The 25,130-nt window shown below is 50.6% G+C and carries 22 protein-coding genes and 1 other annotated feature (1 of these 23 running past the window's edge); of the genes, 14 read left to right on the forward strand and 8 right to left on the reverse strand.

Going from position 1 to position 25,130, the window contains the following annotated elements:
• Positions 1-173, reverse strand: a binding site (T-box leader) (it extends 49 nt beyond the left edge of the window).
• Positions 174-226: 53 nt separating this feature from the next.
• Both ACAN56_RS23570 and ACAN56_RS23575 read right to left on the reverse strand, forming a co-directional pair.
• On the reverse strand, positions 227-1,063 hold the full coding sequence (locus ACAN56_RS23570; RefSeq protein ID WP_379145949.1) for a YitT family protein: 837 nt from the start codon (positions 1,061-1,063) through the stop codon (positions 227-229).
• Positions 1,064-1,381: 318 nt separating this feature from the next.
• Positions 1,382-1,597: a hypothetical protein gene (locus ACAN56_RS23575; RefSeq protein WP_231578324.1), complete on the reverse strand. Its 216-nt coding sequence runs from the start codon at positions 1,595-1,597 to the stop codon at positions 1,382-1,384.
• Positions 1,598-1,917: 320 nt separating this feature from the next.
• Between ACAN56_RS23575 and ACAN56_RS23580 the strand changes: the two genes are divergently transcribed.
• A complete protein-coding gene (locus ACAN56_RS23580) occupies positions 1,918-2,274 on the forward strand; it encodes a hypothetical protein (RefSeq protein ID WP_379145951.1) in 357 nt (118 codons plus the stop codon).
• Positions 2,275-2,411: 137 nt separating this feature from the next.
• On the opposite strand, the gene ACAN56_RS23585 is transcribed toward ACAN56_RS23580, so the two are convergent.
• The 4 genes from ACAN56_RS23585 to ACAN56_RS23600 form a co-directional block, all read right to left on the reverse strand.
• Positions 2,412-5,753, reverse strand: a complete 3,342-nt coding sequence (locus ACAN56_RS23585) for a DEAD/DEAH box helicase (RefSeq protein ID WP_379145952.1) — start codon at positions 5,751-5,753, stop codon at positions 2,412-2,414.
• Positions 5,754-5,980: 227 nt separating this feature from the next.
• The gene (locus ACAN56_RS23590) at positions 5,981-6,688 is read right to left on the reverse strand and encodes a TetR/AcrR family transcriptional regulator (protein WP_052092273.1); all 708 of its coding nucleotides are present in this window, start codon (positions 6,686-6,688) and stop codon (positions 5,981-5,983) included.
• 57 nt (positions 6,689-6,745) lie between these two features.
• Positions 6,746-7,789 (reverse strand): ABC transporter permease, encoded by a 1,044-nt coding sequence (locus ACAN56_RS23595; protein WP_038595868.1) that lies wholly within the window; start codon positions 7,787-7,789, stop codon positions 6,746-6,748.
• Positions 7,786-8,517: an ABC transporter ATP-binding protein gene (locus ACAN56_RS23600; protein WP_038595866.1), complete on the reverse strand. Its 732-nt coding sequence runs from the start codon at positions 8,515-8,517 to the stop codon at positions 7,786-7,788. Before ACAN56_RS23600 ends, ACAN56_RS23595 begins: the two co-directional genes overlap by 4 nt.
• A gap of 204 nt (positions 8,518-8,721) precedes the next feature.
• Here ACAN56_RS23600 and ACAN56_RS23605 point away from each other — a divergent pair, with 204 nt between their 5' ends.
• From ACAN56_RS23605 to ACAN56_RS23630, 6 genes are all read left to right on the forward strand, one after another.
• Positions 8,722-9,165 (forward strand): hypothetical protein, encoded by a 444-nt coding sequence (locus ACAN56_RS23605; protein ID WP_379145953.1) that lies wholly within the window; start codon positions 8,722-8,724, stop codon positions 9,163-9,165.
• 271 nt (positions 9,166-9,436) lie between these two features.
• Positions 9,437-10,783: a stalk domain-containing protein gene (locus ACAN56_RS23610; RefSeq protein WP_379145955.1), complete on the forward strand. Its 1,347-nt coding sequence runs from the start codon at positions 9,437-9,439 to the stop codon at positions 10,781-10,783.
• A 66-nt stretch (positions 10,784-10,849) separates the two neighbouring features.
• Positions 10,850-11,713, forward strand: a complete 864-nt coding sequence (locus ACAN56_RS23615; RefSeq protein ID WP_076110736.1) for a phosphate ABC transporter substrate-binding protein — start codon at positions 10,850-10,852, stop codon at positions 11,711-11,713.
• A gap of 82 nt (positions 11,714-11,795) precedes the next feature.
• Positions 11,796-12,740, forward strand: coding sequence for a phosphate ABC transporter permease subunit PstC (gene pstC / locus ACAN56_RS23620; protein WP_379145958.1), 945 nt, complete (start codon positions 11,796-11,798; stop codon positions 12,738-12,740).
• Entirely contained in the window at positions 12,740-13,621 is an 882-nt protein-coding gene (gene pstA / locus ACAN56_RS23625; protein WP_038595858.1) for a phosphate ABC transporter permease PstA, read from the forward strand. The genes pstC and pstA overlap by 1 nt, the downstream gene beginning before the upstream one ends.
• A gap of 188 nt (positions 13,622-13,809) precedes the next feature.
• A complete protein-coding gene (locus ACAN56_RS23630) occupies positions 13,810-15,684 on the forward strand; it encodes a flagellar assembly protein A (RefSeq protein ID WP_379145959.1) in 1,875 nt (624 codons plus the stop codon).
• Between the two features lie 74 nt (positions 15,685-15,758).
• Here the strand turns inward: ACAN56_RS23630 and murQ are convergent, their stop codons facing one another.
• Together murQ and ACAN56_RS23640 are read right to left on the reverse strand one after the other, a co-directional pair.
• The gene (murQ, locus tag ACAN56_RS23635) at positions 15,759-16,655 is read right to left on the reverse strand and encodes an N-acetylmuramic acid 6-phosphate etherase (protein ID WP_340896804.1); all 897 of its coding nucleotides are present in this window, start codon (positions 16,653-16,655) and stop codon (positions 15,759-15,761) included.
• A 22-nt stretch (positions 16,656-16,677) separates the two neighbouring features.
• Positions 16,678-17,628, reverse strand: coding sequence for a BadF/BadG/BcrA/BcrD ATPase family protein (locus ACAN56_RS23640; protein ID WP_379145960.1), 951 nt, complete (start codon positions 17,626-17,628; stop codon positions 16,678-16,680).
• 231 nt (positions 17,629-17,859) lie between these two features.
• Between ACAN56_RS23640 and ACAN56_RS23645 the strand changes: the two genes are divergently transcribed.
• The 7 genes from ACAN56_RS23645 (at position 17,860) to ACAN56_RS23675 (ending at position 25,126) form a co-directional block, all read left to right on the forward strand.
• A complete protein-coding gene (locus ACAN56_RS23645) occupies positions 17,860-18,702 on the forward strand; it encodes a MurR/RpiR family transcriptional regulator (protein ID WP_038595850.1) in 843 nt (280 codons plus the stop codon).
• A gap of 26 nt (positions 18,703-18,728) precedes the next feature.
• Positions 18,729-20,081 (forward strand): ABC transporter substrate-binding protein, encoded by a 1,353-nt coding sequence (locus ACAN56_RS23650; protein WP_379145962.1) that lies wholly within the window; start codon positions 18,729-18,731, stop codon positions 20,079-20,081.
• A 70-nt stretch (positions 20,082-20,151) separates the two neighbouring features.
• Positions 20,152-21,063 (forward strand): carbohydrate ABC transporter permease, encoded by a 912-nt coding sequence (locus tag ACAN56_RS23655; RefSeq protein ID WP_038595844.1) that lies wholly within the window; start codon positions 20,152-20,154, stop codon positions 21,061-21,063.
• Positions 21,064-21,084: 21 nt separating this feature from the next.
• The gene (locus tag ACAN56_RS23660) at positions 21,085-21,918 is read left to right on the forward strand and encodes a carbohydrate ABC transporter permease (protein ID WP_038595842.1); all 834 of its coding nucleotides are present in this window, start codon (positions 21,085-21,087) and stop codon (positions 21,916-21,918) included.
• Positions 21,919-21,972: 54 nt separating this feature from the next.
• Positions 21,973-23,079, forward strand: coding sequence for an ABC transporter ATP-binding protein (locus ACAN56_RS23665; RefSeq protein ID WP_038595838.1), 1,107 nt, complete (start codon positions 21,973-21,975; stop codon positions 23,077-23,079).
• A gap of 46 nt (positions 23,080-23,125) precedes the next feature.
• Positions 23,126-23,827 carry a hypothetical protein gene (locus ACAN56_RS23670; RefSeq protein ID WP_379145964.1) on the forward strand — a complete coding sequence of 234 codons (702 nt, stop codon included), beginning with the start codon at positions 23,126-23,128 and terminating at the stop codon, positions 23,825-23,827.
• A gap of 126 nt (positions 23,828-23,953) precedes the next feature.
• Positions 23,954-25,126 (forward strand): exo-beta-N-acetylmuramidase NamZ family protein, encoded by a 1,173-nt coding sequence (locus ACAN56_RS23675; protein ID WP_379145965.1) that lies wholly within the window; start codon positions 23,954-23,956, stop codon positions 25,124-25,126.
• The last annotated feature ends 4 nt before the right edge of the window (positions 25,127-25,130 follow it).

The following is a 25,130-nucleotide window of genomic DNA, read 5'->3' on the forward strand; positions in this document are numbered from 1 at the left end:
AACTTGGTTTAGCCACCTTACAGGTTAACGGTCTTCAGCCGGGGCTTCCTACTATCAGTTCAGAAGTCCATCTCCCGGGTGCGCTTCATTAACTGGCCTGTACCGGCTCTCACTCTTCCGGCTCGCTGGGGACTAGGGTCCAAGGCAACTACTTTCCCGTTCATCGATTGTATATTGATTTTTATCAGTATAGCGAATTTATGGAATAAATCAATAGCCGGTTGGCTTATTTAGAAATATCAATAAATCCTTCACCAAACACGTCGCGTACATCGTGGATCGTGACAAAAGCATTTTTGTCCTCAGCCCGTACGATTTTTTTGAGCATGGAAACTTCCTGCTTACTAATTACGATGTAAAGGACTTCCTTTTCTTCGCCGGTGTAATAGCCGTATCCCCGGAGCACCGTTACTCCGCGGTCCATAATCTCCGTAACCCGTACGGCAATGCTGTCATAGTGTGCCGAGATGATGGTCACTGCTTTTTTAGGATTCAAGCCCTCGATAATGAACTCCATGGCTTTGGTTCCGATATAGAGGATAACGAACGTAAACATCATCTTTTCGATACCAATGACGAAGGCGGACAGTGTGGCAACGATAAGGTCAAAGAACAGCAAGGCATAGCTGATATTCCAATCCCAATATTTATTGGCAAGACGAGCCAGAATTGTCGTACCTGCAGTCGTGCCGCCGACCCGGATGATCAGTCCAATCCCGACCCCGGCAAACAGACCCGCGAAAATAGCGTTAATCACTGGCTCATCCGAAGCGATCTGCCAGTTCTTGGTCAAGTACAGGAACAGGGAGTTAAAGGCAACAGCGATGATGGTATATCCCGTCGTTTTTTTATCCAGCAGCTTATAGCCGATGATCAGCAAAATCCCGTTCAAGATGATGCCGACCAGCGCAGGTGACCATTTCAGCAAATAATACAGAATGATCGATATCCCTGTCACGCCACCCTCACCAAAGTCATTGGGAATCACAAATAAATTGACTGCCAGCGCAAAAATAAATGCCCCGAGAAGCAGCATAACCATATCATGTACTCTTTTGTTCATACGATATACCTCCATGATTTTAAAGCTCACACAAAAAAGCGATTAAAGGAAAAAATCATCCTTTAATCGCTTTGTAGCAAACATAAGTTGCGCAGCTCTTTTGATACTTTAATCATAACAAGCCTTATATGGGATGTAAATGATTTTAATTCAAGTAAGGGGTCCCGTTTCAATCGGAAGTGGGCGCAGCGGTAAGATCCTTAATATCCGTTGAACCAAAGATAAGCAGCGCAATTACAATGACCAGCAGGATCCCCCCGGCAAAATCTTCACCGTCAAAATTGTCCATACGTGCTAGGCCTCCCTTTATTCCTCCACTCAAGAGTTGTCTGATTTTTTCTTCAAAGCGGCCATGATCTCGTTCAAGGTCAGGCTGCTGTTGTCGTTGAGAAAGCTGACCAGTTTATCAACGTTGCTGTCGCTCAAATTGCCAAGTGATTTATATTTGCCAACCAGGCTGACAAGAAGCGAAGCGTCCGTGAACATCTGGACAGAGTCTACCTTTAACTTGCCTGATAAAAGAAGGGCAGCCACTGCAAACTCCAGCCCCTTTGGACTTTGCGTTTTAGGGTTTGCCGGTTGTTTTTTTATGCTCGTTTTCTTTCCTTTTCCAGGAGGGGGCATGGACTCCCTTCTTCCGTATACATTCTTTCAGAACAGCGGCCACTAGTGGGCGAACTCTCTTTTGTACACTTTATGCACTGCTGCAGGATTTGGTGAATGGAGCCTGTCTTCTGTCCACACCGTCAGGGTAGCACACGAATATTAATATATTGTGCGATCAATTAACACTACCGCTAGAATCAGAGTTTAATATTCACAAATGAGTGGATTGAAAGGAGGAATAAGACGGGATGACCACATTATCTACTGGACCTATAGAGAATAATCCTGTTCTTGGCGTAAGACCGGCGCAGCTTGTAACTGTAAAGATTGTGAATCGGGCTGCTGCAGAAGTACTGGTTATTAATATTCTAGGTTACTTCCTGGGTACTACAAGAACTTTATATGTGAGTGAAGTTGTCGAAATCGCACCAGGCGAGGTGGTGACCAGAGACTACTTTGCCGATCTGGATGCTTTCGAATTTCTCTTTACAGGCGATGACCTAGGAGAAAAAGCAGGGATTTCAGTATGGGGCAAACAAGCTGACGGTCAATTGGTGGATGCCCATCGTGTTGTAACGTATGAGAAATGGAGTGACGAGTTGTAATATCTGCGGAGTCCGAACCCGGTAGAGTAACAAATCCTTATGTCATTCTAAAAAAATACAGCAAACAGGGACATCCCCAGCCTTAGGCTGTGAAAGTCCCTGCTTGCTGTGCCAGGAGATAAGCGTGCATGGCCAATTTATGAAAGCATCAGGATTTCACGGATATCCTGCTCGCTTAAGGCAGAAATGGCCTCCTGGCCCGGTTGGATGACTTCGTCGATCAGGTTCTTTTTCTTCTGCTGAAGCTCGTACATCTTATCCTCGACAGTCCCCTGTGCTACGAGGCGGATCACCTGAACCACCTTCTTTTGCCCGATCCGGTGGGCCCGGTCGGCAGCTTGCTGCTCGACAGCGGGATTCCACCAGAGATCGTAGAGAATGACCGTGTCCGCTCCCGTCAGGTTCAGTCCGGTACCACCCGCTTTTAGTGAAATCAGGAAAAGATCCCGTTCACCCTCATTGAACCTGTTGCAGAGCTCCACCCGTTGGGCTGAAGGCGTCTGGCCATCGAGATAGAAATGCTGCACACCCAGCAGGCCCAGTTCACGGCCGATCAGGCCGAGCATTTCGGTGAACTGGGAGAATATCAGCATCCGTTTGCCGGAGCTGCGGCATTCTTCAATAATCTCCAGCAGCTGTTCGAATTTCGCCGAGCCGCCGGTATAGCCTGCAATGAACAGCGCGGGGTGGCAGCAGAGCTGGCGCAGCCGGGTCAGCCCGGCAAGCACCTTGATTCTGCCGTTGCCAAACCCGTCGTTGTCCAGATGCTTGAGCGCTTCCTTGCGCAGCCTGGCGAGATAAGCGACATACAGTTTTTTCTGCTCAGGCAGCAGCTCGGAGGCCTGCAGAGATTCGATTTTATCAGGCAGCTCTTTCAGTACATCGCTTTTTAGGCGGCGCAGCAGAAAAGGCCGAGCCCGCCTCGCAACCGTCTCCCGGGGCAGGTCATGAAAGGCCTTTTTGCCCGGAAACAGTCCGGGAAACACAACTCCGAAGATCGACCATAGATCCTCCAGAGCATTTTCTACCGGCGTTCCGGTAAGCGCGAAGCGGTAACGCGCCTGCAATATTTTTACCGCCTGAGCCGTCTGGGTCGCATGATTCTTGATGACCTGCGCCTCATCCAGAAACAGGGTGTGGAAGGAATGCTTGGCGTACTCTTCAATATCACGGCGCAGCAGCGGATAGGAGGTGATAATTACATCGTTTCCAGCGGTGTTCTTCAGTGTCCGTCGGCGTTCGGTTAAGTTCCCGTCGGCTATGGCCGCTTTGATCTCCGGGGCGAATTTCTTCAGCTCATTCTGCCAGTTGTAGAGCAGGGAGGCCGGAGCGATGATCAGCGCAGGGTGGCCTCCCTGCCGGATATCCTTAAGCTCTGAGAGCAGGAAGGCGATGCTCTGCAGCGTTTTGCCGAGACCCATATCATCGGCCAGGATGCCGCCGAACCGGTAGTGGGCCAGCGTCTTCAGCCACTGGAAACCATATTGCTGATAATCCCGGAGTACGGGAACAAGGCTGTCCGGCACAGGGAAATCAAGATTTTCGGGATTCTGCATGTTGGCCAGAAGCCGGCGCAGGGAGCGTCCCATGGTGACGGAGTCCCCCGCGCTGTCGCCATTCAAATGCAGGCCGCGGGCCAGGGGGAGAGAGAACTGCGGGCTTTTGAGCTCATCCTGACGGATTCCGATTTCGTTCATAAAGGTGATGATTTCTAAGAATTCCGCACTCTCCAGCGGCAGCAGCGCCCCATCCGGCAGCCGGTAATAGCGGCGTTTCTCCTGCAGCGATTTCAGCACCAGTACAATTTCCGTTTCGGGGATTCCTTCCATGGCGAACTTGAAGTCCAGCCAGTCGGTTTTTTCGTTCCAGCTTAAGGTTACCTTCGGCAGGGCTGTTCCGGTGAGCAGTCTTCCCTTGACAGCAGTAGTGGCATATACCTCAAGCAACGGCTCCAGCAGCGGCACGGTATGATACAGAAAATCAAATTCGCCGTCCTCATCGCTCATAATATAGCCGCTTTCCGTTTGGGTAAAAGAAGCATGATCCATCAGCGCAAGAATCCGCCCTTCGGTTTCCCCGTCCCGCATCAGAATTACCTCATTGCCCCGTTCGCGTGCTTTCTCATCGAGCGGATTAATCACAATATTGCCGTATTGAAACTCAAGGCCTGCCAGCAGCCGGTCTCTTATCCGGTCAAGATAAAGTCTGGCTTGAAGCTGTGCCTGGATGATGCGGCCTTGGATAGCCTCGGCAATATGCACATGGCCCAGCTTTTTCAGCCCGGGAATCACCTTGTCCATAAAAGGCTCCATTTGCTCCGGGGTAATGGCAATTTCATCTTTGCGGGAGGACGCCAGCATTTTCTTAAGCTCGGAGAGACGCTGGCATTCCTGAACCGGCAGCTTCAGCAGCCTGCCTTCAGACAAGATAAGCCCGTAATCCTCCATGACTGTAAGCTGCGCAAGCCCCTGGATATCCAGACGGTAGCTGTTATCCGGGGTTTGATCGAATTGAAAGCTCAGCGGAGGGGGAGCGTTTGTGATCTGAAGCCCTTCCGTGCTTATTCCCCCATGCTGCAATTGTACAGAGGATACTGCTGTTAGCGCAGGCTGAACTTGCTCCCAGAAAAAAGGCGGAACCGGCAGCAGCCGTTCCCCTCCCGGGCCACCCGAATAATGCGTATGTGGACTGACAGCTTCGCGGTACATCTTTTCATTTAAAAGGACTTCGATCAGCTTCAGAATCACCGCATTGTCTTCTTTATTGAAGCTGTGCAAGGAAGGGTCATAGATAAAATGCTTGGTGAACTCAAAGGATTCCCCACGGTGGATGCGCTCGAGAAAAGCTCTGATTTTCTGCACAATATAAAGCCGCTCTAATCCGATCTTCAGTTCAATTCCAAGCTTATGAGTGCCATCGGTGTACAGAACCGGCTTACAGATGAACTCAACCTGAAGCGGAGTTCTGATATCGCTATAGGTTCCGGTGCCGCTTGGACGCTTCCGGGAGCTGCCGAACATATCCAGCATGCTGGTCACCAGCTTCCGGTCACCCGTATGTTCCCCTGAGCCAAAGGCTGCAGGTTCCGGATTACGCGGAGTAAGTCTGCCGCTCTCTCCGGTGGAGCCTCCGTGAAGGTGGAGACTGGGGCCGGCCATACTTCTGGAGAGTTCCGTGTCCATTTCCTGACGGAGTATATTGACGAGAACAGCTGCGATATGCTTGCAAAAAGCTCCGCCGTGGTGGTATGCAGGGCAGGTGCATTCCCCATTTACATCACCGTCACTGTCTATAGCAAGCACCACTTCGTAGCTTTCGAGGCCTTGAACCTCAGCCCGGTATTTTGAATATTCCAGCTCAACATTGTTCTCCGCATAGGTCAGCGTGACCTTATCCGCTTCATAATAAACCGTTCCCTGCTCCAAAGCAGCACCGCCGCATAGCAGCCTGATTACCCGTTCCGGCACATAGAAACCCACAGCCCTAATCACTTCCTTTTGTCTTGTCCATAAGTCCGAATTTGCTATAGTACCCATAATAACAGAACAGGCGTACGCCTTCAAAACCATTTACCGGAATCCTGAGCAGATGCTGCGGTGCGGGATCACTCTAAGTGTTTGCAATGTAAAAAAAGGCCAACTCCAAACCGCATTTCTGCGGTTTGGAGTTGGCCCTTCTATTGAAAGTGTCAGTGTAAATTTCCGGCCTAAGTTCCCTTCGCTTCTGGGCGTACTGCCGGTCCGCTGATACCGTACAGCATGAAAGCCAAAGTCTGCTCAATCTCTTCTTCATCATTCCAATCGCTATCCGGCAGGAACAGCAGACGGGCCAGCAGATATCCGATTACAGAAGAGACCGTAAACCGGATAATTGCGGGTGTGGGCATGTCGATAATTTCGCCCTTTTCCTTGAAATGCTCGGTAATGGCGGTTACCCGCTCCAGTACCTGGCCGAGAACATTCTCGGCGAACTGTTCCCTTAATGCGGGCTGAAAGGGGATTTCCTGAATAAGAATTTTCAGAATCTTAAAGTTCTTGCGGGCGAATTCCAGCCGGTTGACCATAAAAGCCCGCAGAAATGCCTCATAGCTCTCGGGAGGACCATCCAGCACGCCGTCGAAATTGCGCATGACAAAGGGCGCGATCATGCGGCTCATCGTCGGCCCGACAATGGAGAGCAGCAGATCCTTTTTGGTCTTGTAATAGCGGAAGATCGTCCCTTCCGCCACCCCCGCCTTCTGGGCAATTTCACTGGTAGCCGCAGCCGAATATCCTTTATCTGAAAATATTTCAATCGCCGCCTCCAGAATGGCGATCTGCTTCGGCGTCATTTTTTCTTCCTGACTGATGGCCAGCAGCTCCTCAATCCACTGCTCCCCCTCATGCTGCTGCCCCGCAGCATTGTCCGTCTCCATTCTTTTGCCCTCCAAACCTCGTATTTTCCGTTTATATTATCATAGCTGCTTGCGAAATTACATTTTGCGGTGTTTGCGCAGGGCCAGCACATTCAGCAGCATGAACAGCAGAGAGAAACCGATCAGAACAAAGACATCCAGCGCGATGTCGCTCCAGCCTTTGCCGCGGATCATGATGTCCATCAGCGCTTCCGAGCCGTAATAGATCGGTGTCGCCAGCCCGATCCGCTGCAGCCACACTGGGAGCGTATCCATCGGGAACAGCCCGCTTAAGAAAATCTGCGGCACGATGATTAGCGGAATGAACTGCATCATCTGCAGCTCATTGGCAGCAAAAGCCGAGAGCAGTGTACCAAGCGTCAGCGCCGTCATCGACAGCAGCAGTGTCACAAGCAGGACATAACCGAAGCTGCCAGCCATCATAATTCCCAGCACCTGAATGGAAAACCAGGAGATCAGCAGCGCCTGGAATACGGTGAAAATCCCGAAACCGCACACGTAGCCAAGAACGACTTCCCAGCGCTTCAGCGGGGTAGAGAGCAGACGTTCCAGGGTTCCGGTAGTCCGTTCCCGCAGCAAGGAAACGCCGGCAATCAGAAAGACGAAGAAGAAGACAAAGACGCCGATCATTATCGGACCGAAGCGGTCGATTGTAGTCATATCTTCAGCGCCGTACAGATAGCTGATCTGCGGCTTCAGCTGACCTTGTCCCTGGCCGGGTATAACAGGCTGCAGGCTCTGGACCGCTTCCTGTAAGGCCATCAGTGCCGCACGATTTGCCGTGGGGTTGCTGCCTTCCAGCACAACTTCAGGAGCAGCGCCGCTTACTGTGACAAGCGCATCGATCTTGCCCTCCTTCAAAGCTTCGTTGCCCAGCTCTGCCGTGGCGTATTCGACCACAGCAGTGCTTTGCTTCTCAAACGCCGCAGAGATGGCTTGGGTATTTCCGTAAACACCAAACTTCGGTTCATAGTCGTCGCCGTTAAACACCAGACTCATTAAGCTGAGAACGAGCAGGGGGGCAATAAACATCAGTGCCATCGTCCTTTTGTCATGAATAAACTGCTGGAGAATTCGCAGGGTGATCGCCCGGATTCTCATCGGCGGACACCTCCATAATATAGAAAAGCTTCTTCAAGAGAAGCAGAACCGGTAGCGTTCAGCAGACCAGCAGGTGTATCCACCGCCAGCAGTTCACCATCACGGATCATGGCCAGACGGTCGCATTTCTCGGCTTCATCCATCACATGGGTAGTGAGTACAATGGTAGTCCCTTTGCGGTTCAGCGCCTTTAGTTCCTTCCAGATGGACTGGCGCAGTACGGGATCAATGCCAACCGTGGGCTCATCAAGAAGCAGAAGCGGAGGCTCATGCAATAAGGCGATCGCCAGTGACAGACGGCGTTTCATCCCCCCGGAATACTGATCAACTCTTTTGCGCAGATGATCCTGCAGATTGACCAGCTCCAAGACATCCCTGATCCGGCGGGTGCGGTTTCCGCCTTTCAGTCCATAGAGAGCGGCGAAGAATTCCAGATTCTCTTTTGCGCTCAGCTCCGTATACAAGGCGTCAGACTGAGCCATATACCCGATTTGCTGCAGCATGGCAAGCTTAGGCATGGGTATCCCCAATACACGCACTTCGCCCGAGGTCGCTTCATCAATGCCGGTCAAGAGCTTCACCAGCGTAGTTTTGCCGGAGCCGGAAGGGCCTAGAATGCCGAAGGTTTCCGCCTCTGCAACCTGCAGGGAAATATCCTTTAGCACTTCCTTGCTGCCAAACGTCCGGCAGACGTGGTTTACGGAAACAACAGAAGTCCCCTGATTCATAACTATCTCCTCAATTCTCATAATAATGAGTGAGTACTCACTCATTATATTAATGCAATCAGCTGCCGATGTAAATCTTTTTTCTGCGGATAGTTAAATATTTTAAATTTTAAAATATTGGTTTTCACAAGAACAAATCAGGGTAATCATGGGTATTAGCTAAAGCCCGATAACTCTATTTTCATACAGGAGGAGGTTTATTTGATGTTCAACAAGAAGTTCGTTTTTCCCATGCTGGCGCTGTTTACTGCAGCGGGTCTCAGCGGTTGCAGCAGCTCCGGTCCGGGAACAGGCAGTGAGCATTTTCGCACCTTAGCGCAAGAAAGTGTGGACCAGACGGAATATCTGCCCGGGGACTTTCCGATTCCTGTGGGTGCAGGCATTACGTTTACGGATGGGGAGCTGGTGGGCGGAAAAAAGTCATCCATGCTGATCTTTGAGACAGAAGAGAGTATGGATGCACTAGGAAGTACATATAAAAAGTATGTTAAGGCCAAGGAACTGGATCAGGGCACACAAATTGTGGATTCGAACAATTTGATTATTAACGGTAAAGTTCAAGGCGATTACTCTTATTCTATTATAGGGAGCAGCCTGGACAAGAAACCGGGCGGTGCCGAAGTGATTGTTACGTGGATCGAGAATTAAGCTATTCACACTGTTTTACATATATTGCCGATTTAACCCCAGTTTTACTAAAGCCGACCCGGAGGTTTCCGGGGCCGGCTTTATTTATTATTAAGGATTTGCCGCACTTAACATTTCCATAACATTCCTCTAGAACAGAATTGACATTCGTAGATGAAAATAACATTAGCAGTTACCTAAGGGAAAAGGGTGAATCTAATTGAAGAATAGTAAATGGTTGAGTGCGGCTTTGGCTTCTTCGCTTCTTGTAACAGGAGGAGTGGTAAGTGTTTTGGCAACAAGTAACAGTGCTGAGGCCGCCGCCGTCCAGTCAGCTGCAGTCAAGGAAGGTACGACTACGTGGACTGTGAACGGTACACCTGTTGCACTCAGCACAATAGACAAAAACGGCTATAGATTGTATTCGCTAAGTCAGGTTGCCGGAGAGCTTGGAGCCCATGTGAAAGTCAGCAGCAGCGGTTTTGAACTCAACGACAGCAAAGGATTACATACTATACAAATTCAAACGGGAGCTAAAAGCTATCTGGTAGATGGCACCAAGCAGGAGTTCACTGTAGCACCTGTTTTCTATAATGGTAAAACCTACGTAGAACTGACAAAACTGGTCACTGGTCTTGGCGGTGAGCTGCAGACGGATTCAGCTACTGTTCTCAGCTTTGCCCTTCCGGAAGGTGATTTTGATACACTGCACTGGAGTGCGGATGGAAGCCTGATCGCCAATAAAAGTGATGCGGAAACAACCCAGCTCTTGAAATTCGGCAACACGCCGGGGAATTACGAGCTGTTCTCCTCGAATGACGGAGCTGTCGATTTCGCCGTTTCCGCTGACCAGAAGTGGGGTGCGTTTAGTGACGAGACAGGCCAGCTCAAGCTGATCAACCTGTTCAATGGGGTGATCACACCGCTCGGCAAGGATACCAGTGTTAAGACTGATTTGGTTTGGTCGCAGGACGGCAAGAAGATTTACTTCATCCAGGGCGACAAGCAGGAGAAGATCGCCCAAATTTCGCTGGAGACCGGAACGGTTAAAACCTTGCTTGAAGATAAAGTAGAGAATAAATCCGAGCTCCGCGTATCTGCCGATGAGAAGAACGTGGTCTATATCGTCAATGTTACCGGCGTAGCCAAAAATGATGCGGACAGCACTGAGGATTCGTTGACGGTAGATTTCAGCAAGGCTGGAGAACAGCTGTACAAGCTGGATCTGACAACCAAAGATGCGAAGCCGGCAGCATTGACGACTGAACTGGATAATAAGCTCTACCCGGAAATTTTGAATAACGGCAGCATTGTGTATCTGAGTGCAGATCCCGAAGGCAACTCGGCGAACAGCCTGAAATCAATCGGAGCCGATGGCAAAAGCTCGAATATTGCCCTTGATGGCGAAGCGAACTGGGCAGCTGGTGTAAGTGGTGGTCTGGTTGTATCCGCTGTGACGGCGGACGGAAGTACCGTAATTTATGCTATCAGTGCTGACGGGGCCAAGAGTGAACTGTTCCGCACAGCCGAAGACGTGACTGAAGTTTCTGCATCCCATGACGGCAGCAAGCTCGCTCTCGTTAGCGGCGGCACGCTCTGGCTGGTTCAGAACGGCAAAGCCCTGCAGCTGTCGAAATAAGATTATATTCCCTGCTTCAGAACCAACAACATTTAACGGCGCAACCGCCGGGAGGAGATTTTACTCATGAAGATTTTTAAAAAATTTACAGTTACAGCATTGACCGCGGTTATCGCGGTAACCGCATCGTTTGCCGGAGTGGCAGCCGCCGCTGACACGCTTAAAGGCAAAATCACAGTGAACGGCTCGACAGCGCTGCTGCCGTTGACGCTGCAAGCAGCCAAGGAGTTCCAGAAGCTGCACCCTAAAGTGAAGATCGCTGCTTCAGGCAAAGGCTCCGTTACCGGACCACAGGCCGTGAAGAAAGGCATCGCCGACATCGGCGCTTGTGACTGGGATGCCAGCATTGACGTTCCGGGCTTTAAAGCTTTTGACGGACAAGTAGCAAACAAGGTAGCTGTCATTCCTTTCGCCACCATCGTGAACAAGAATGTGGGCGTAGACAACCTGACGACGGAACAGCTGCAAGGCATTTACTCCGGTAAAATCACCAACTGGAAGGAAGTCGGCGGATCGGATGCGAACATTGTCGTGATTACCCGCGCTTTCGGTTCCGGTACACGCGTAAACTATCAGGCTAAAGCTCTTGCGGGCGGAGATATCGTCAAGAAAGAGAAGAACTACAAGGAGACCGGTTCCAGCGGTGACATGAAGACAGCCGTTGCCACTACACCTAATGCCATCGGTTATATCGACCTTGTCTATGTAAGCGGCAGCGACATCAAAGCTGTGAAATTCAATGGCATTGAAGCATCTACTGACAATGTAATCAATGGCTCGTACAAAATTTGGGCCTATGGTTATTACATGACTAAAGGTCAGCCAACCGGTGTTACCAAAGAGTTCATCGATTATGTTCAGAGCAAAAAGTTCCAAACCGGCTCGCTCAAAAAGCTTAAATTCATTCCGATCGCAGCAATGAAATCCTAGTCATCATTCTTCACTATATTGAACGGTACATGCGGCCAGCCCCGGATTCCACACGGGGGTGGCCGCTTACAGGAGGGAACGTATGGGGGCACCAGTCCAGGGCCTGGCATCAAGGGCACAAAAGGGTCTATCCGAGGTTAAAGTCAGTGAGAAACGCCACAGCAGACATTTGATCAGCAATACCTTATCCCGTTATTACTTTATATTCAGCATTCTTGCGCTTTGCTTTGTGCTTGGACTTGTTATTATTTTCATCGGCAAAACGGCGCTGCTTCTGTTCGCTCATCTCTCACCGGCCGAATTTTTCTTCTCCTTTAACTGGACGCCGGAAGAGGATGCCTTCGGGGCTGCTGCCTTCATTGTAAATACATTGTCGCTTACAGCAATGACGCTGCTGATTGCCGTGCCGATCTCCGTAGGCATGGCCGTGCTGTGTGCCGAAATTGCTCCGAAATGGATGAAGAACTTTATCCGGCCAGTGCTCGACCTGCTCGTCGGAATTCCTTCTATAGTATATGGTTATCTGGGGCTTACGGTCCTCCTGCCTTTTCTGCGCAGAGTCAGCGGGGAAGGGCTGGGTGACGGACTACTCGCCGCTGCGCTCGTTCTGGCATTGATGGTGCTGCCGACGATCTGCCGGATCAGCGACGATGCTATTGTTGCCGTTCCGCGCAAATACCGGGATGCCGCTTATGCCCTTGGTTCAACCCGCCTTCAGGTCATTATGCGGGTGATCCTGCCTGCGGCCAGCAGAGGCATCATCTCGGCCATCATCCTCGGGATGACCCGGGCTGTCGGGGAGACCATGGCCGTTGTTATGGTCATCGGCAATACCCCGCAGCTGGCCAAGACGCTGTTCACGCCATCATCTGTGCTGACCAGTAATATCGTGATGCAAATCTCCAATGTGGAGTTTGACTCTACCTGGAACTATGCATTGCATATGATGGCTTTCCTGCTGCTGCTCATTTCCTTTGTGCTGATCCTGGTGATCCGCATCCTGGGACGGAAAAGGAGGGATGCGTAATGAACGGTTTCACACGTACCCGTTATACTGCCCGTGCCCAGCGGCGCAACAAAATTGCGACCTTTGGTTTTTATACCCTCGGTGCTCTCGTGATGCTGCTGATCTTCTGGCTGCTCTTTACGATCCTGAGCAAGGGACTGCCGGCGCTTAGACCCGATTTCCTGATCAAGCAGCCGGAGGAGATTGATCCCGGCGGAGGGATCGGACCGGTCCTGTTCAACTCCTTCTACATCCTGTTCATTTCGCTGTTGATTTCCATACCGATTGGGATCGGCGCCGGCATCTACATGGCGGAATATGCCCCGGACAATCGCTTTACCGGCGCGTTGCGCATCTGCGTGGAGTCGTTGTCCTCGGTACCCTCGATTGTGTTTGGGATGCTGGGTCTGGCGATTTTTGCCGAATACTTCGGTGTCGGCCTGACGATTCTTGGCGGCGGTGTCAGCCTGGCGCTGCTTAACCTGCCGATGCTGACCCGGGTGACGGAGGAAGCTGTGCAGGCGGTTCCCCGTGAAATCCGTGAAGCCGGATATGCGCTTGGCATGACCAAATTCCATGTCATCCGCAAAGTGGTGCTTCCGGTAGCCATGTCGTCGATTGTAACCGGTGTCTGTCTTGTGGCCGGCCGTGCCTTCGGCGAATCGGCGGTTATTATTCTGACCGCAGGACTCAGCACCTCCGGAGAAATGTGGGACTTTAATCTGTTCTCGCCTGGAGAGACGCTCGCTGTGCATCTTTGGTATGTGCAATCCGAAGCCATTGTCGAAGACGCGCGGCAGATCGCTGACAAATCGGCGGCGGTGCTGGTCTTCGTAGTCCTGCTGATCAACTTTGTCTTCCGCTTTCCTTTATGGCTCGGAAATCGCCGCAAGGGGCGCTGAACAATTAAATTTCATTGAATACAAAAAACAGACTGCCAGCAGCAGCTTCATGCCGCGAGTGCAGTCTGTTTTTATATGGCGGATAGGGAAGGGAAGAGAATCCGGAATGTTAATTGCTTAAAATTCTTAATAATACTAAAATGAAAGCAGTTACATAGTAGGTAGTCCCTAACCAGGAGGTGCGAGTGATGGCGGAGCACATGTCCGAGAAGGAACTCAATAAACTGATTAACATGCTGGAGCTTTCACGGATTGAGAGTGAGGTGAGCATCGAAGAATCTTTTATGGAAGACGATAATTCCGACAATGAAAGGGATGGACGGCTGCTGGTCCGGGCGGGAAAGATATTTGTTCAGGACCCGCTTCCAGGCGGATCACCAGCAGTGATATCGGCCCTGCTCCCGGTGCTGCTTCATGTAAACGGTCAAGTGCTTACAGAGCCGTCAGCTGTCACCTCGCAAGACATCATAGAATGGGAGATCGTCGAACCGCCGCTTTATACCATTACTGTTTCCGGGGACAGGTTGCTGGCCTTTTTCACCCTACTTGGATCTAAAAGATTTCCCTGGAAATTAAACGACCATTTCACAGCCAGCATAGTAGAGGTGAAAGCATCGCAGGATTCGGCGAATGTCATCGGCATGCTTGGCCTGAATCAGATCATTGTTGATTTTGAGCAAAAGAAGATCATCCAGAACCTGAACATCTCCGGCATTCATGCCGAACTTCAGAATCCGACCTATCAGCCGATTACTGCTGCCAAAGGGAGAGCGGCTGTGCCTGGGGAGAATGCGTATCTGGAATTGTTTTTCTCCGAGACGATTGAGAATGAATTTAGTGAAATTGAAGGACAGGTGGATTACCGCAGCCATCTCCGCATTCCTTCAGTGATCCGCGGTGAGGTCATTGCCCGCAAGATTCCGGTCGTCGAAGGGATTCCCGGCTATGATGTATATGGAGAAATTCTTTATCCGCCTGAGCCAGCTGATGTCACGGTGACTGCAAGGAATAACACAGTGCTGCTGATCAACAATGAGGTCCGCGCGCTGCGTGAAGGCAGGCCCAGAGTGACTGGCGACAAAGTAAAATGTTTTGACATCTGCACTTCATACCTCGTTCCCGGCAATGTGAGCATCCACACCGGCAATATCGTCTTCTCAGGTGATGTGATTATCCGCGGCAATGTAGAGGACAACATGATTATTGAATCCTTGGGCAATGTCTATATTTCCGGAAGTGTCTACAACTCCACAATTACTGCTACCGGGAGCATTCTAGTGAAAGGAAATGTGGTTAACAGCAAGCTGTATTCCGGTTATTTCGGCGTCATGTACAACCGGATCTACAACTTCTCCAAGCAGCTGATTGAGGAGTGCAAGGTCTTGCAAAATGCTACTCAGATGCTCGTACAGGCCGTACAAAGCCACAAAAAGAGTGTCAAGTACGGACAGGCCGTGCTGCTGCTGCTGGAAAGCAAGTTTCAGAAAATCCCCCAGCTCATTAAAGAGCTCCTCTTGGTGCTGGATACGGTGAAGGCTTCCTTTCATCAGGATCTGGAACAGACCCTGCATTTTCTCAACCTGTTCCTGAAGCCGGTGCAGCTGGTCGATTTCCTGACGGAGACTTCGCTCAGTGGTGTTATCGGTATATTGGAGGAGCTACATGTTGGTGTGGCACGGATGCAGGAATCCAAAGTGGAGGTTAATATCGGCAAATGCCAGAACAGCACACTGAAATCGAATGGGGATATTAACATCCACCGGGACGGCATTGTGCAGAGTGAACTGTTTTCTTCGGGGAATATTACGTTCCATAAGACGTTTTCGGTTTGCCGTGGCTCCAAGCTGGAGGCAGGAGGGAACATTTTAGCCTATTTTGTCGGCGGGGCGAGCGGGGCGCAGTCTTACCTGAAGGCCAAACAGAGCGTTACTGTCCGCAAAATGTACATGGGTAAAGTAACGATCGACCGTTTTACAGCCGATATTATGGAGCCGGTAGAGAATATCGTATTTGATATCGAAACTGTGCGGATGATTAAGCTCCGCATGGAAGCCAAGCCTTAGATATGGCGAACAAGCCTTTCCGGAAGAACCCGAAAAGGCTTGTTCGTATTGTCCTGAAGGAATTGAAGTTTAGACTACTGCAGTGCTCCGCGCACGAATCCGTCTGCAGCCAGCAGTCTGCTCCGCGCTTCTTCAGCATCCACATTGGCCAATATCATAATAATGGCAGTCTTTACATGGCCTTCTGCGCCATGATAAGCCGCTTCAATCTGTTCGTCGGAAGCATCGGTGGCCAGTCCAATAATCCGTTTGGCCCGGTGCACCAGTTTTTTATTGGATGGATTCAAATCAACCATGAGATTACGGTAGACCTTCCCGATCCTGATCATGGCGGTGGTGGTCAGCATGTTGAGAATCATTTTTTGCGTGGTGCCTGATTTCATCCGGGTAGAGCCCATGATGACTTCCGGGCCAACCACTGCTTCTATGGTTAATTGACCGAGGCCTGCCATCGGTGTTCCGGGGTTGTTGCATAAGCCGATGACAACCGCTCCAAGTTCTCCGGCACGTTTCATCGCCCCCAGAACATATGGTGTACGCCCGCTGGCGGCAATGCCGATAACCACATCCTTCGCCGTGATGCCGGAGGAGTCGATATCGGCTGCGCCCAATTCCTCGCTGTCTTCCGCACCCTCAACGGGATCTTTAATCGCCTGAAACCCTCCGGCAATTAATCCCTGCACCATAGCCGGGTCTGTGCCATAGGTGGGCGGACATTCGGAGGCATCAAGAATGCCGATTCTTCCGCTCGTTCCAGCACCTACATAGAACAATCTTCCGCCCTGCTGAAAGGCATGGACGATATAGTCCGCAGCAATGGCAATCTGCGGGATAAGCCCTTGAATACAATCGGCGACCAGCCGGTCTTCATTATTAATCAGCTCCATGATTTCAGTGGAATTGAGGTTATCGATATCGCTTGTTTTATCATTGAGCTGCTCTGTAATCAGGTTGTCCAAAATAGGATTCATGAGGTTTCTTCCTCCTGCCAGTCTATTCTTGTCTGTAGTCATTAAACAGCTTGCGTGCAGTCATGGCTGCTCCGGTGGATGGCGGAGCCCCAAGGCTCCCATCTACGAAATTCAACCCGCCAAAAGTTTTCTGCAGGCTGCTGCAGAAGATCCCGCGGAAGATCGGGGAATACCTGAACACCGAGCCGCTGAGCACTACGGGATAGTTTTGCAGAGTGGGGCTACGGCGAAGCAGGGCCGCAGCGGTATCGCTTAAGGCCGCAGCTTCTTCGGAAAGAATGGCGATAGCAGCAGCATCTCCGGCTTCAGCCGCCTGAATGCATACTTTTGAAAAGGCGGAAATTTCTGCTTTGGAATGGGAAGGGATATAAATATATCCCTTCAAATCCGTAATGAGCTTAAATCCGTATTCCTCCATAATCATATCGGTCATTATCGTGGGTTTACAAACACTGTCATAGCTGCGCATCACCGTTTTGAGTGTACGGAGCCCGATTTGATATCCGCTGCCTTCATCTCCAAGGTAATGCCCCCAGCCGCCGGTGCGGGTGCCGGATCCATCCGGAAGATAGCCGTAGCAAATCGATCCGGTACCCGAGATGACCAGCACCCCGTGATTGCTTCCCACTGCGGCCATCAAAGAAATCTGTCCTTCTGATTGTATGAACACCGGAATAGGTAGTCCTTGTTTCAATACATGCTGCTGAACGGCCCTCTTAAGGAGGGTTTCTTCATCGATGCTGGAGAAACCTGACACGGCGAGACATATTGCTGCAATTTCATCGACATTTATCGACAGTCTCTCTATCAATCCGTCAATAGCTGACATGATTTCTGTAAGCGCTGTCCCAAAGGAGACACTATGCGGATTGGACGGACCTCCAATATAGCGGGCGAGTAATGTTCCCCGCTCATCCAAAGCGGCTGCATCGGTCTTCGTGCCACCTCCATCTAGGCCTAAGAACACTTTCATCGATCAATCACCACTTTGATTTTTTACTAATTATATGAGATGAAGGCCATAAAGTAAAATAAAATTTCACGAGAAAAATAAATGTTGAAATTTTATTTTACAACTCATATAATGAATTCAATCCAAGGATTTGGGAGAATATCAAACCTTACGAGTTAACAAAGCTAACATTGTTTTGCGGGGTGTCGGTTCAAAGAGAGTTCTATTCTATAGGGAGGTGCATCGATTCCAATGAATGGCGGTTTGATTCGTTTGCGGGAATTGTATGAAACACTAAGTCCGTCGGAGCACAAGATTGCTGCGTATATCCTGCAGAATCCGGATGAAATGATCCAGCTCTCCATCGCTGATTTGGCTACGAAGAGCGGTTCCAGCCAGGCGGCAATCGTCAGGCTGTGCAAGTCCATCGGCTTTAAGGGATACCAGGATCTGAAGATTAAAGTGGCCGGTGATCTTCAGGGCAGAGATCCGGCAATCATTGGCTACCAGGAGATTCGCCCCAATGACACGATCTCAGCCATTATGCAGAATGTATCCAATAATAATATTCAGTCGATCCGGGATACTCTCACGATTTTGGATGAAGCCATGGTTGAGCGGGCGGTTGAAGCGATTGACCGGGCGAAGGTGATTTATTTCTTCGGAGTGGGAGCCTCCAACCTGATTGCGATGGATGCCCAGCAGAAGTTTTTGCGGATTAATAAGATGAGCTTCTCTTTTGCCGATCCGCATGTCCAGTTAACGAGCGCCATAACCGCAACTGCTGACGACGTGGCTGTATGCATTTCATACTCCGGCGAGACCAAAGAGGTTATCCGGGCAGCATCCATTGTGAAGGATAATGGGGGAACCGTGATTAGCATCGCGAAATATGGCAATTCCACCCTAAGCCGGAGCGCGGACATTCCGCTCTGCACCTCCGCCACCGAAAATGAAATCCGCAGCGGAGCGATGGCTTCGCGGATTACACAGCTTAATCTTATCGATATTTTATATCTCGCCGTTGCAAGCCGGAATTATGAACAGTCCGTTACTTATCTGGAAAAGAGCAGACAACATATCAAACGGCTGTAGCCGGAAAAATAAGGGGAGAAGAAATAATGAAGAAAAGTTTATTGCTTAGTATGGTACTGGTTATGATGCTGATCAGCGCATGTGGCAACTCCGGAGGCAAGGAGGCGGCAAGCAGCCCGGATGCCAAAGATACCGTTAACGTCTGGACTTATCCGGTGCACGGAGCCTATGAGGATGAACTAAAGGGTCTGGTAGCAGATTTTCAAAAAGAACATCCAAACATCACCGTGAAGACGGAAGTGCTGTCTTGGGCGGAGGGTCCGAAGAAATTCGACGTAGCCCTGAATGCCGGCAGCCCGCCTGATCTGTACTTCCACAGTGTGGATGGCACCTATGTCAACACCGGGCTTGCGCTTGATCTGGATCCGTACATGACGGACGACATCAAGAATGACTACCTTCCGGGAACACTGGAGCTCGCCCAGATTGGCGGCAAACAATACGGCCTGCCGCTCTACCAGTTCCAATGGGGCTGGGGCGGGAACAAGCGGATTCTGGAAGAAGCAGGCATTGACTGGGCTTCGATTCAGCAAAAAGGCTGGACTTGGTCTGAATTTGAAGCCGCTGCTGCTAAGCTGACCAAGACTTTGGGCGACGGTTCCACCCAATATCCGCTGGTGACAGACGGAACATCGCTGGATTTCATTGAAATGCTGTCCCGCAACAACAATATGCCTGATGTTCTGGATGAATCCGGTGCTTTCCAGTGGAACGATGAACGTATTCTTGACACGCTGAGCTTCATTAAAGGCCTGCTGGACAAAGGCTACATGCCCAAAGAGACCGCAGCCATTGCTCCGGCCAAACGTTCCGATATGTTCTATGCCGGACAAGCCGCCATTATTTCCAAAGCCATCCCTTATTATGACGTAATGATTCAGAACCGGAACAAGGATATTGATGCCGGTACGATCACAGGCGAGAAAATTAATTTCGTTCTGCTGCCGGTTCCGCACAATGATGCTGCTCCAGCCAAAACTACGATGGGCGCGGAAGGCTATATCGCCTTTAAACAGAAAAATGACAAAGGCGAGCAGCATGCCAAAAATACATTCATGGTGTTGGATTATCTGAGCAGTGCCAAAGCCGGTAATTCCTCCAATGAGCTGGTGCTTCCATTTGTACGTAAATCGCAAGCTGATCTGTTTGCAGGCAAAGCGCTTGGAACGGAAGAGACAATCAAAGCTTCCGCGATCATGGCTGAGAACATTGCAATGCCTGTAACACTGAAGCTCGACACCGCTATTGCAGCCCAAATGAAGCAGTTCAAGGAGCAGGTTGTAACACCGAATATCCAAGCCCTGTATTCCGGGGAGAAATCACCTGAGGCTATCGCAAAAGAGTTCAACAGTAAAGGAAGCCAAATGCTGAATAAGTAGTTTTCTAAGGGGGGCGCCCATCGCATTTGTTGAATTTGGCGCCCTCTCTTACAAGAGGAGGAGGAAAGGGATGACGACAATCGCGCCAAAGCGGACGCGCAGTTCCGCCGGCAGGTTATGGCGTGAATATGGATGGGCGTACCTGTTTATCCTGGCACCCGTTCTGCTGTTTCTGGTGTTTACACTATATCCGGTCGTATCTGCCTTGATCATGAGCTTCCAGCAGTACAACATTATGAACTCCACCTGGATCGGCTTCGACAATTATGAGCGGCTGTTTCAGGATTCAACCTTCTGGAAATCGATGTGGAATACCGTTATTTTTACGGTGTGCACGGTACCGGTTAATATTGTCATTACGTTTGTGCTGTCCTATTTAATCTACCAGATGAAGACCAAATGGCAGACTTTCTTCAAGGCTACATTATATCTTCCGGCAGTTGCGTCCGGCGTCACGATATCGATCGTCTGGCTGGCAATTTTTGATCCGACGAATGTCGGGCTTCTGAACCGGTTTCTGGAATGGTTTGGCCTTGATCCGGTGATCTGGCTTGGACAGTCCAAGACTGCACTCTTCTCGCTGATTCTGATGAACTGGCTCGGCTCGCACGGAGCGGGAATTATTCTGTATCTGGCATCGATGGGCGGAGTTCCGAAATCACTCTATGAAGCGGCTGATATTGATCATGCCAGCGGCTGGACCAAATTTACACGGATTACCTGGCCTTTGCTGAAACCGACCACTCTATATCTGCTTGTAACGGGAGTGATTACTTCCTTCCAGGTCTTTATCTCGGTGTACATGATGACCCAGGGCGGGCCGAACTTTGCGACAACGACGATTGCTTATCTGATCTACCAGACGGCGTTCCAGTTTTATGAATTTGGCCTGGCTTCGGCGCAGTCGTTCGTGCTGGCGTTTCTGATTATCCTGGTCTCTGTCATTCAGTTTAAATATTTCTCGAGTGATGTCGAGTATTAGGATGGAAGGGGCGAACCTGTAATGAAAACTAGATCAAAGACCATCTTTCTATGGGTGGCGGTGGCTTGTCTTGTAGTGTGGAGTATAGTAACGGTTATTCCGCTTTACTGGATGATTGTCGGTTCCGTGCAGGACTCTGCTGCATCCGCCAGTTTCCGGCCAAGCATGCTGCCGGAGGCTTTCTCGCTCGCTCCATATGACCGTTTTTTTGCCAAAACAGCGGCCTGGCGCTGGCTGTTCAACTCTTTGCTGATTTCATCGATCCTTACCATTACCAATGTGTTTTTCGCTTCCCTTGCGGGATATGCTTTTGCTAAATTGAAATTTCCCGGAAGCAACGCGATTTTCTGGGTGCTGCTCAGCACGATGATGATCCCGGCACAGGTAACGTTGATTCCGCTCTATATTCTAATCGTCAACGTGTTTAATCTCGGTGACAGCTATACCGCGATTATTCTGCCGACGGCGATCACGGTTGGCAATATCTTTTTGATGAAGCAGTACATGTCCTCTCTTCCGACCTCGCTGATTCATGCGGCGCGGATCGATGCCTGCAGCGAGTTCGGCATCTTTTGGAAGGTTATTCTTCCGCTGGCAAAGCCCGGGCTTGCCGTACTCGCAATTTTCACTTTCGTCGCTTCCTGGAACGAATTTTTCTGGCCTTTCCTGATTACGAATTCGACGGAAATGCGGACGATCCAGGTCGGACTGGCTTCCTTTGTATTTGCAGAGTCTACGGATTTCGGAGCGATTATGGCAGGGGCGACAGTTGGTGCGCTGCCGATGCTGATTCTGTTCTTCTCGCTGCAGCGCTATTTCCTGCAGGGCATTACCATTGGAGCTGTAAAAGGCTAGGTTAATTGTTGATATTCTCAAAATTCACAGGGTTAGATATGAGGGGGAAGAGCAATGGCACGAGTTGAATTCCGCAATGTGCGCAAACAATTTGACGATCAGAACAAGCAGACCTTTACTGCGGTGGCGGGTTCCGATTTTGTTATTAATGATAAAGAATTTGTTGTGTTCGTCGGACCTTCAGGCTGCGGCAAAACCACCTCGCTGCGGATGATCGCAGGCCTGGAGCAGCAGACAAGCGGGGATATTATCATCGGCGAGCGTATCGTAAACAACCTTCATCCTAAAGACCGCGATATTGCGATGGTGTTCCAGGATTACGCGCTGTATCCGCATATGAGCATCCGTGAGAATCTGTCCTTTGGACTGAAGAACCTGAAGAAACCGAAGGATTATATTGAGAAAAAAGTTCAGGAAGCCGCGACCATTCTCGGACTTGAAGAGATGCTGGAACGCAAGCCGCGCGAGCTGTCCGGAGGACAGCGCCAGCGTGTGGCCGTCGGCCGGGCGATTGTGCGTGATCCTCAGGTGTTCCTGTTCGACGAGCCGTTGTCCAATCTGGACGCGAAATTGCGGATTCAGATGCGTGTTGAGCTGGGCGAGCTTCATAAACGTCTCGGCGCTACAATTGTATATGTTACGCATGACCAGGTAGAAGCAATGACACTTGGTGAGCGGATTGTTGTTATGAATAAAGGTGTCATTCAACAAGTGGCTTCTCCGACCGAGCTGTATGCTAATCCCAAAAATATGTTCGTAGCCGGATTCATCGGCTCTCCGGCGATGAACTTTATTGATGCCCGGATTGAACAGGGACGTGTAGTTATTGATGGTGCGGAATTCCTGCTGTCAGAGGATGCGGCAGCCGGTCTGCAAGGCTATAACAACAGAGAGATTATTCTTGGCATCCGCCCGGAGCATATCTACGGCGATGACTTCGCACCGGGAGTTTCTACAGAACATCAAATGCAGGCGCATATTAAGGTAGTAGAGCATCTGGGTTCCGAGAATTTGGTCTATTTTAAAATCGGCAGCCGAACGGTAACCGCCAAGGTTCATCCGGAGACGAAAGCCTACAATAATCTCGATAAGCAGTTTATTTTCGATCTCAGCAAAGCACGTTATTTCGATCCGGCAACTGAAGAAAGAATTGTCTGGTAGAACAAGCTGGTTATAAGGGTTGCAAGGTAGAAAGGGGAGACAAGCAATGCAGAAACTGAATCAAGTCTTGGTGAGTACGGGAGTGGAGTCATTCCGGGAGATTGTGCCGATTGCGCTGCTCAGTCTGGCCAGTTCGGCTATGCTGGTGCCAGTGGTCATCTTTGCGCCTATAGCGTTGTCATTTATCCTGATTCCGCTTCTTTACATGCCGCTGTTTTTCGGTGTGTTCCATGCGTACCACCGGAGAACGGAAGGAAAGAAGCTGAGTGTCAGGGAGATGCTCAGCGGTGCGCGCAAGGGTTTTGGGCCGGCAGTGGCGTTCGGTCTGCTATGCTCCCTGCTGGTGCTGATTTTATGGTCAACCTGGTGGTTCTATGGAGGCCGTGACGGGGCGGTAAGCTGGACGATTGCCATTTTCCAGACGTATTTTGTCGCTATGGCGCTTGTCTCTCAATTCTACACGCTACAACTGGTGATTCAGCGCCGAATGGGCATCTTCAAGGCCATGGGGGAAAGCGTCAAGCTGTTCCTCCGTTATCCGGCTTATACCATCGGGGCCTTCTTCCAGGCGCTGGTTGTGGGGATCATGCTGACTGTGACTGTAGTAGGTTTCATGGCGCTGTTCAACGGCATGCTTGCCGTCTATCTGCATAAAGCTGCTTACAATGTACTTCATCCCGATGAGGATGATGAGCAGGAGGGTGTGCCTGAGACTAGTGAGCTATATGTCGGCGGGAGATTGCTATGAAACGGAGGGAAATGCACAGCGGTTGTCCACAGTACTCTGTTATGCCGGAAGGGGGATTGTCATGCGCCTACAGGTAAGCTGCGGGGCGGATAGCTCCGCTGGCGTCATTGCCGGAGGTGAATGGTTATGAGTCTACAGGTGAGCTGCGGGGTGGACCGGCTGGTCTCAGGTTTGTCTCATCCGCTGCTGGATGGGCGGCGGATTGGGCTGGTTACAAATCCTACCGGCATAACGGCGGACTTCCGCTCCAGTGTGGAGGTGTGCCGGAGTCTGGAATCTGCTAGACTTACGGCACTTTTTGCGTGTGAACACGGCATATACGGCCAGCACCAAGCCGGTGTGAAATTCACGGATGAGCTGGACGCGGGGCTGGGGATTCCGGTATACAGCTTGTACGGGATGCATAAGAAGCCGGCGCCTGAGATGCTGGATGAGGTGGATACGCTTATTTTTGACATTCAGGATCTGGGCGTGCGGTTTTATACGTATGTATCAACCTTGCTGTACGTAATGGAGGCCTGCGCGGAAAACGGTAAAAGTCTGCTCGTACTCGACCGTCCTGCCCCGCTTGGCGGAACCGGCAGCGAAGGCGGGTTTTTGGAGGCTGGCTACGAATCTATGGTTGGCGCCTGGTCCATGCCGATCCGCACGGGGATGACCATCGGGGAATTGGCGCTTATGGCGAACGACAAGAGAGGGATTGGCTGTGTTTTGGATGTCGTCCCGCTTAAAGGCTGGAATCGTCAGCTGGAATTTATGGACACGGGTCTCCCGTGGATGATGCCCTCCCCCAATGTGCCGACGATTGACACGGTGAGAGTTTATGCTGGAACCTGCTTTTTTGAAGGGACGAATCTCTCAGAAGGGCGGGGAACCACCCGTCCGTTTGAGTGGGTTGGCGCACCATGGCTGGAGGGGGCATTACTTGCCGAAGCGATGGAGAAGCATCAGCTTCCGGGTGTGCACTTCCATCCTGTGTATGCAACACCGACCTTCTCCAAGCATCAAGGAGAACTATGCGGTGGTGTGCGATTATTCGTGACTGAGCCGCAGGCTTATGAATCCGTACGTACCGGACTTGCCATGCTGCATGAGGTGTGTTCACTCTATCCGGAGCAGTTTCAGTGGCTTGCTCCGCCGAAAGAAGGCGGGAGATACTTCATTGATTTATTGACCGGGGGCGAAGCGGTGCGCAGGCGCATTGGCACAGCAGAGGGGCTGCGGGAAATCATTGGACAATGGCAGGAAGAAAGCGATAAATGGCTGATGTTGCGGAAGCCTTATCTTCTGTATGAATAGCTAA

Origin of the sequence: Paenibacillus paludis, from assembly GCF_042610515.1 — a bacterium.
GTDB lineage: Bacteria > Bacillota > Bacilli > Paenibacillales > Paenibacillaceae > Paenibacillus_AQ.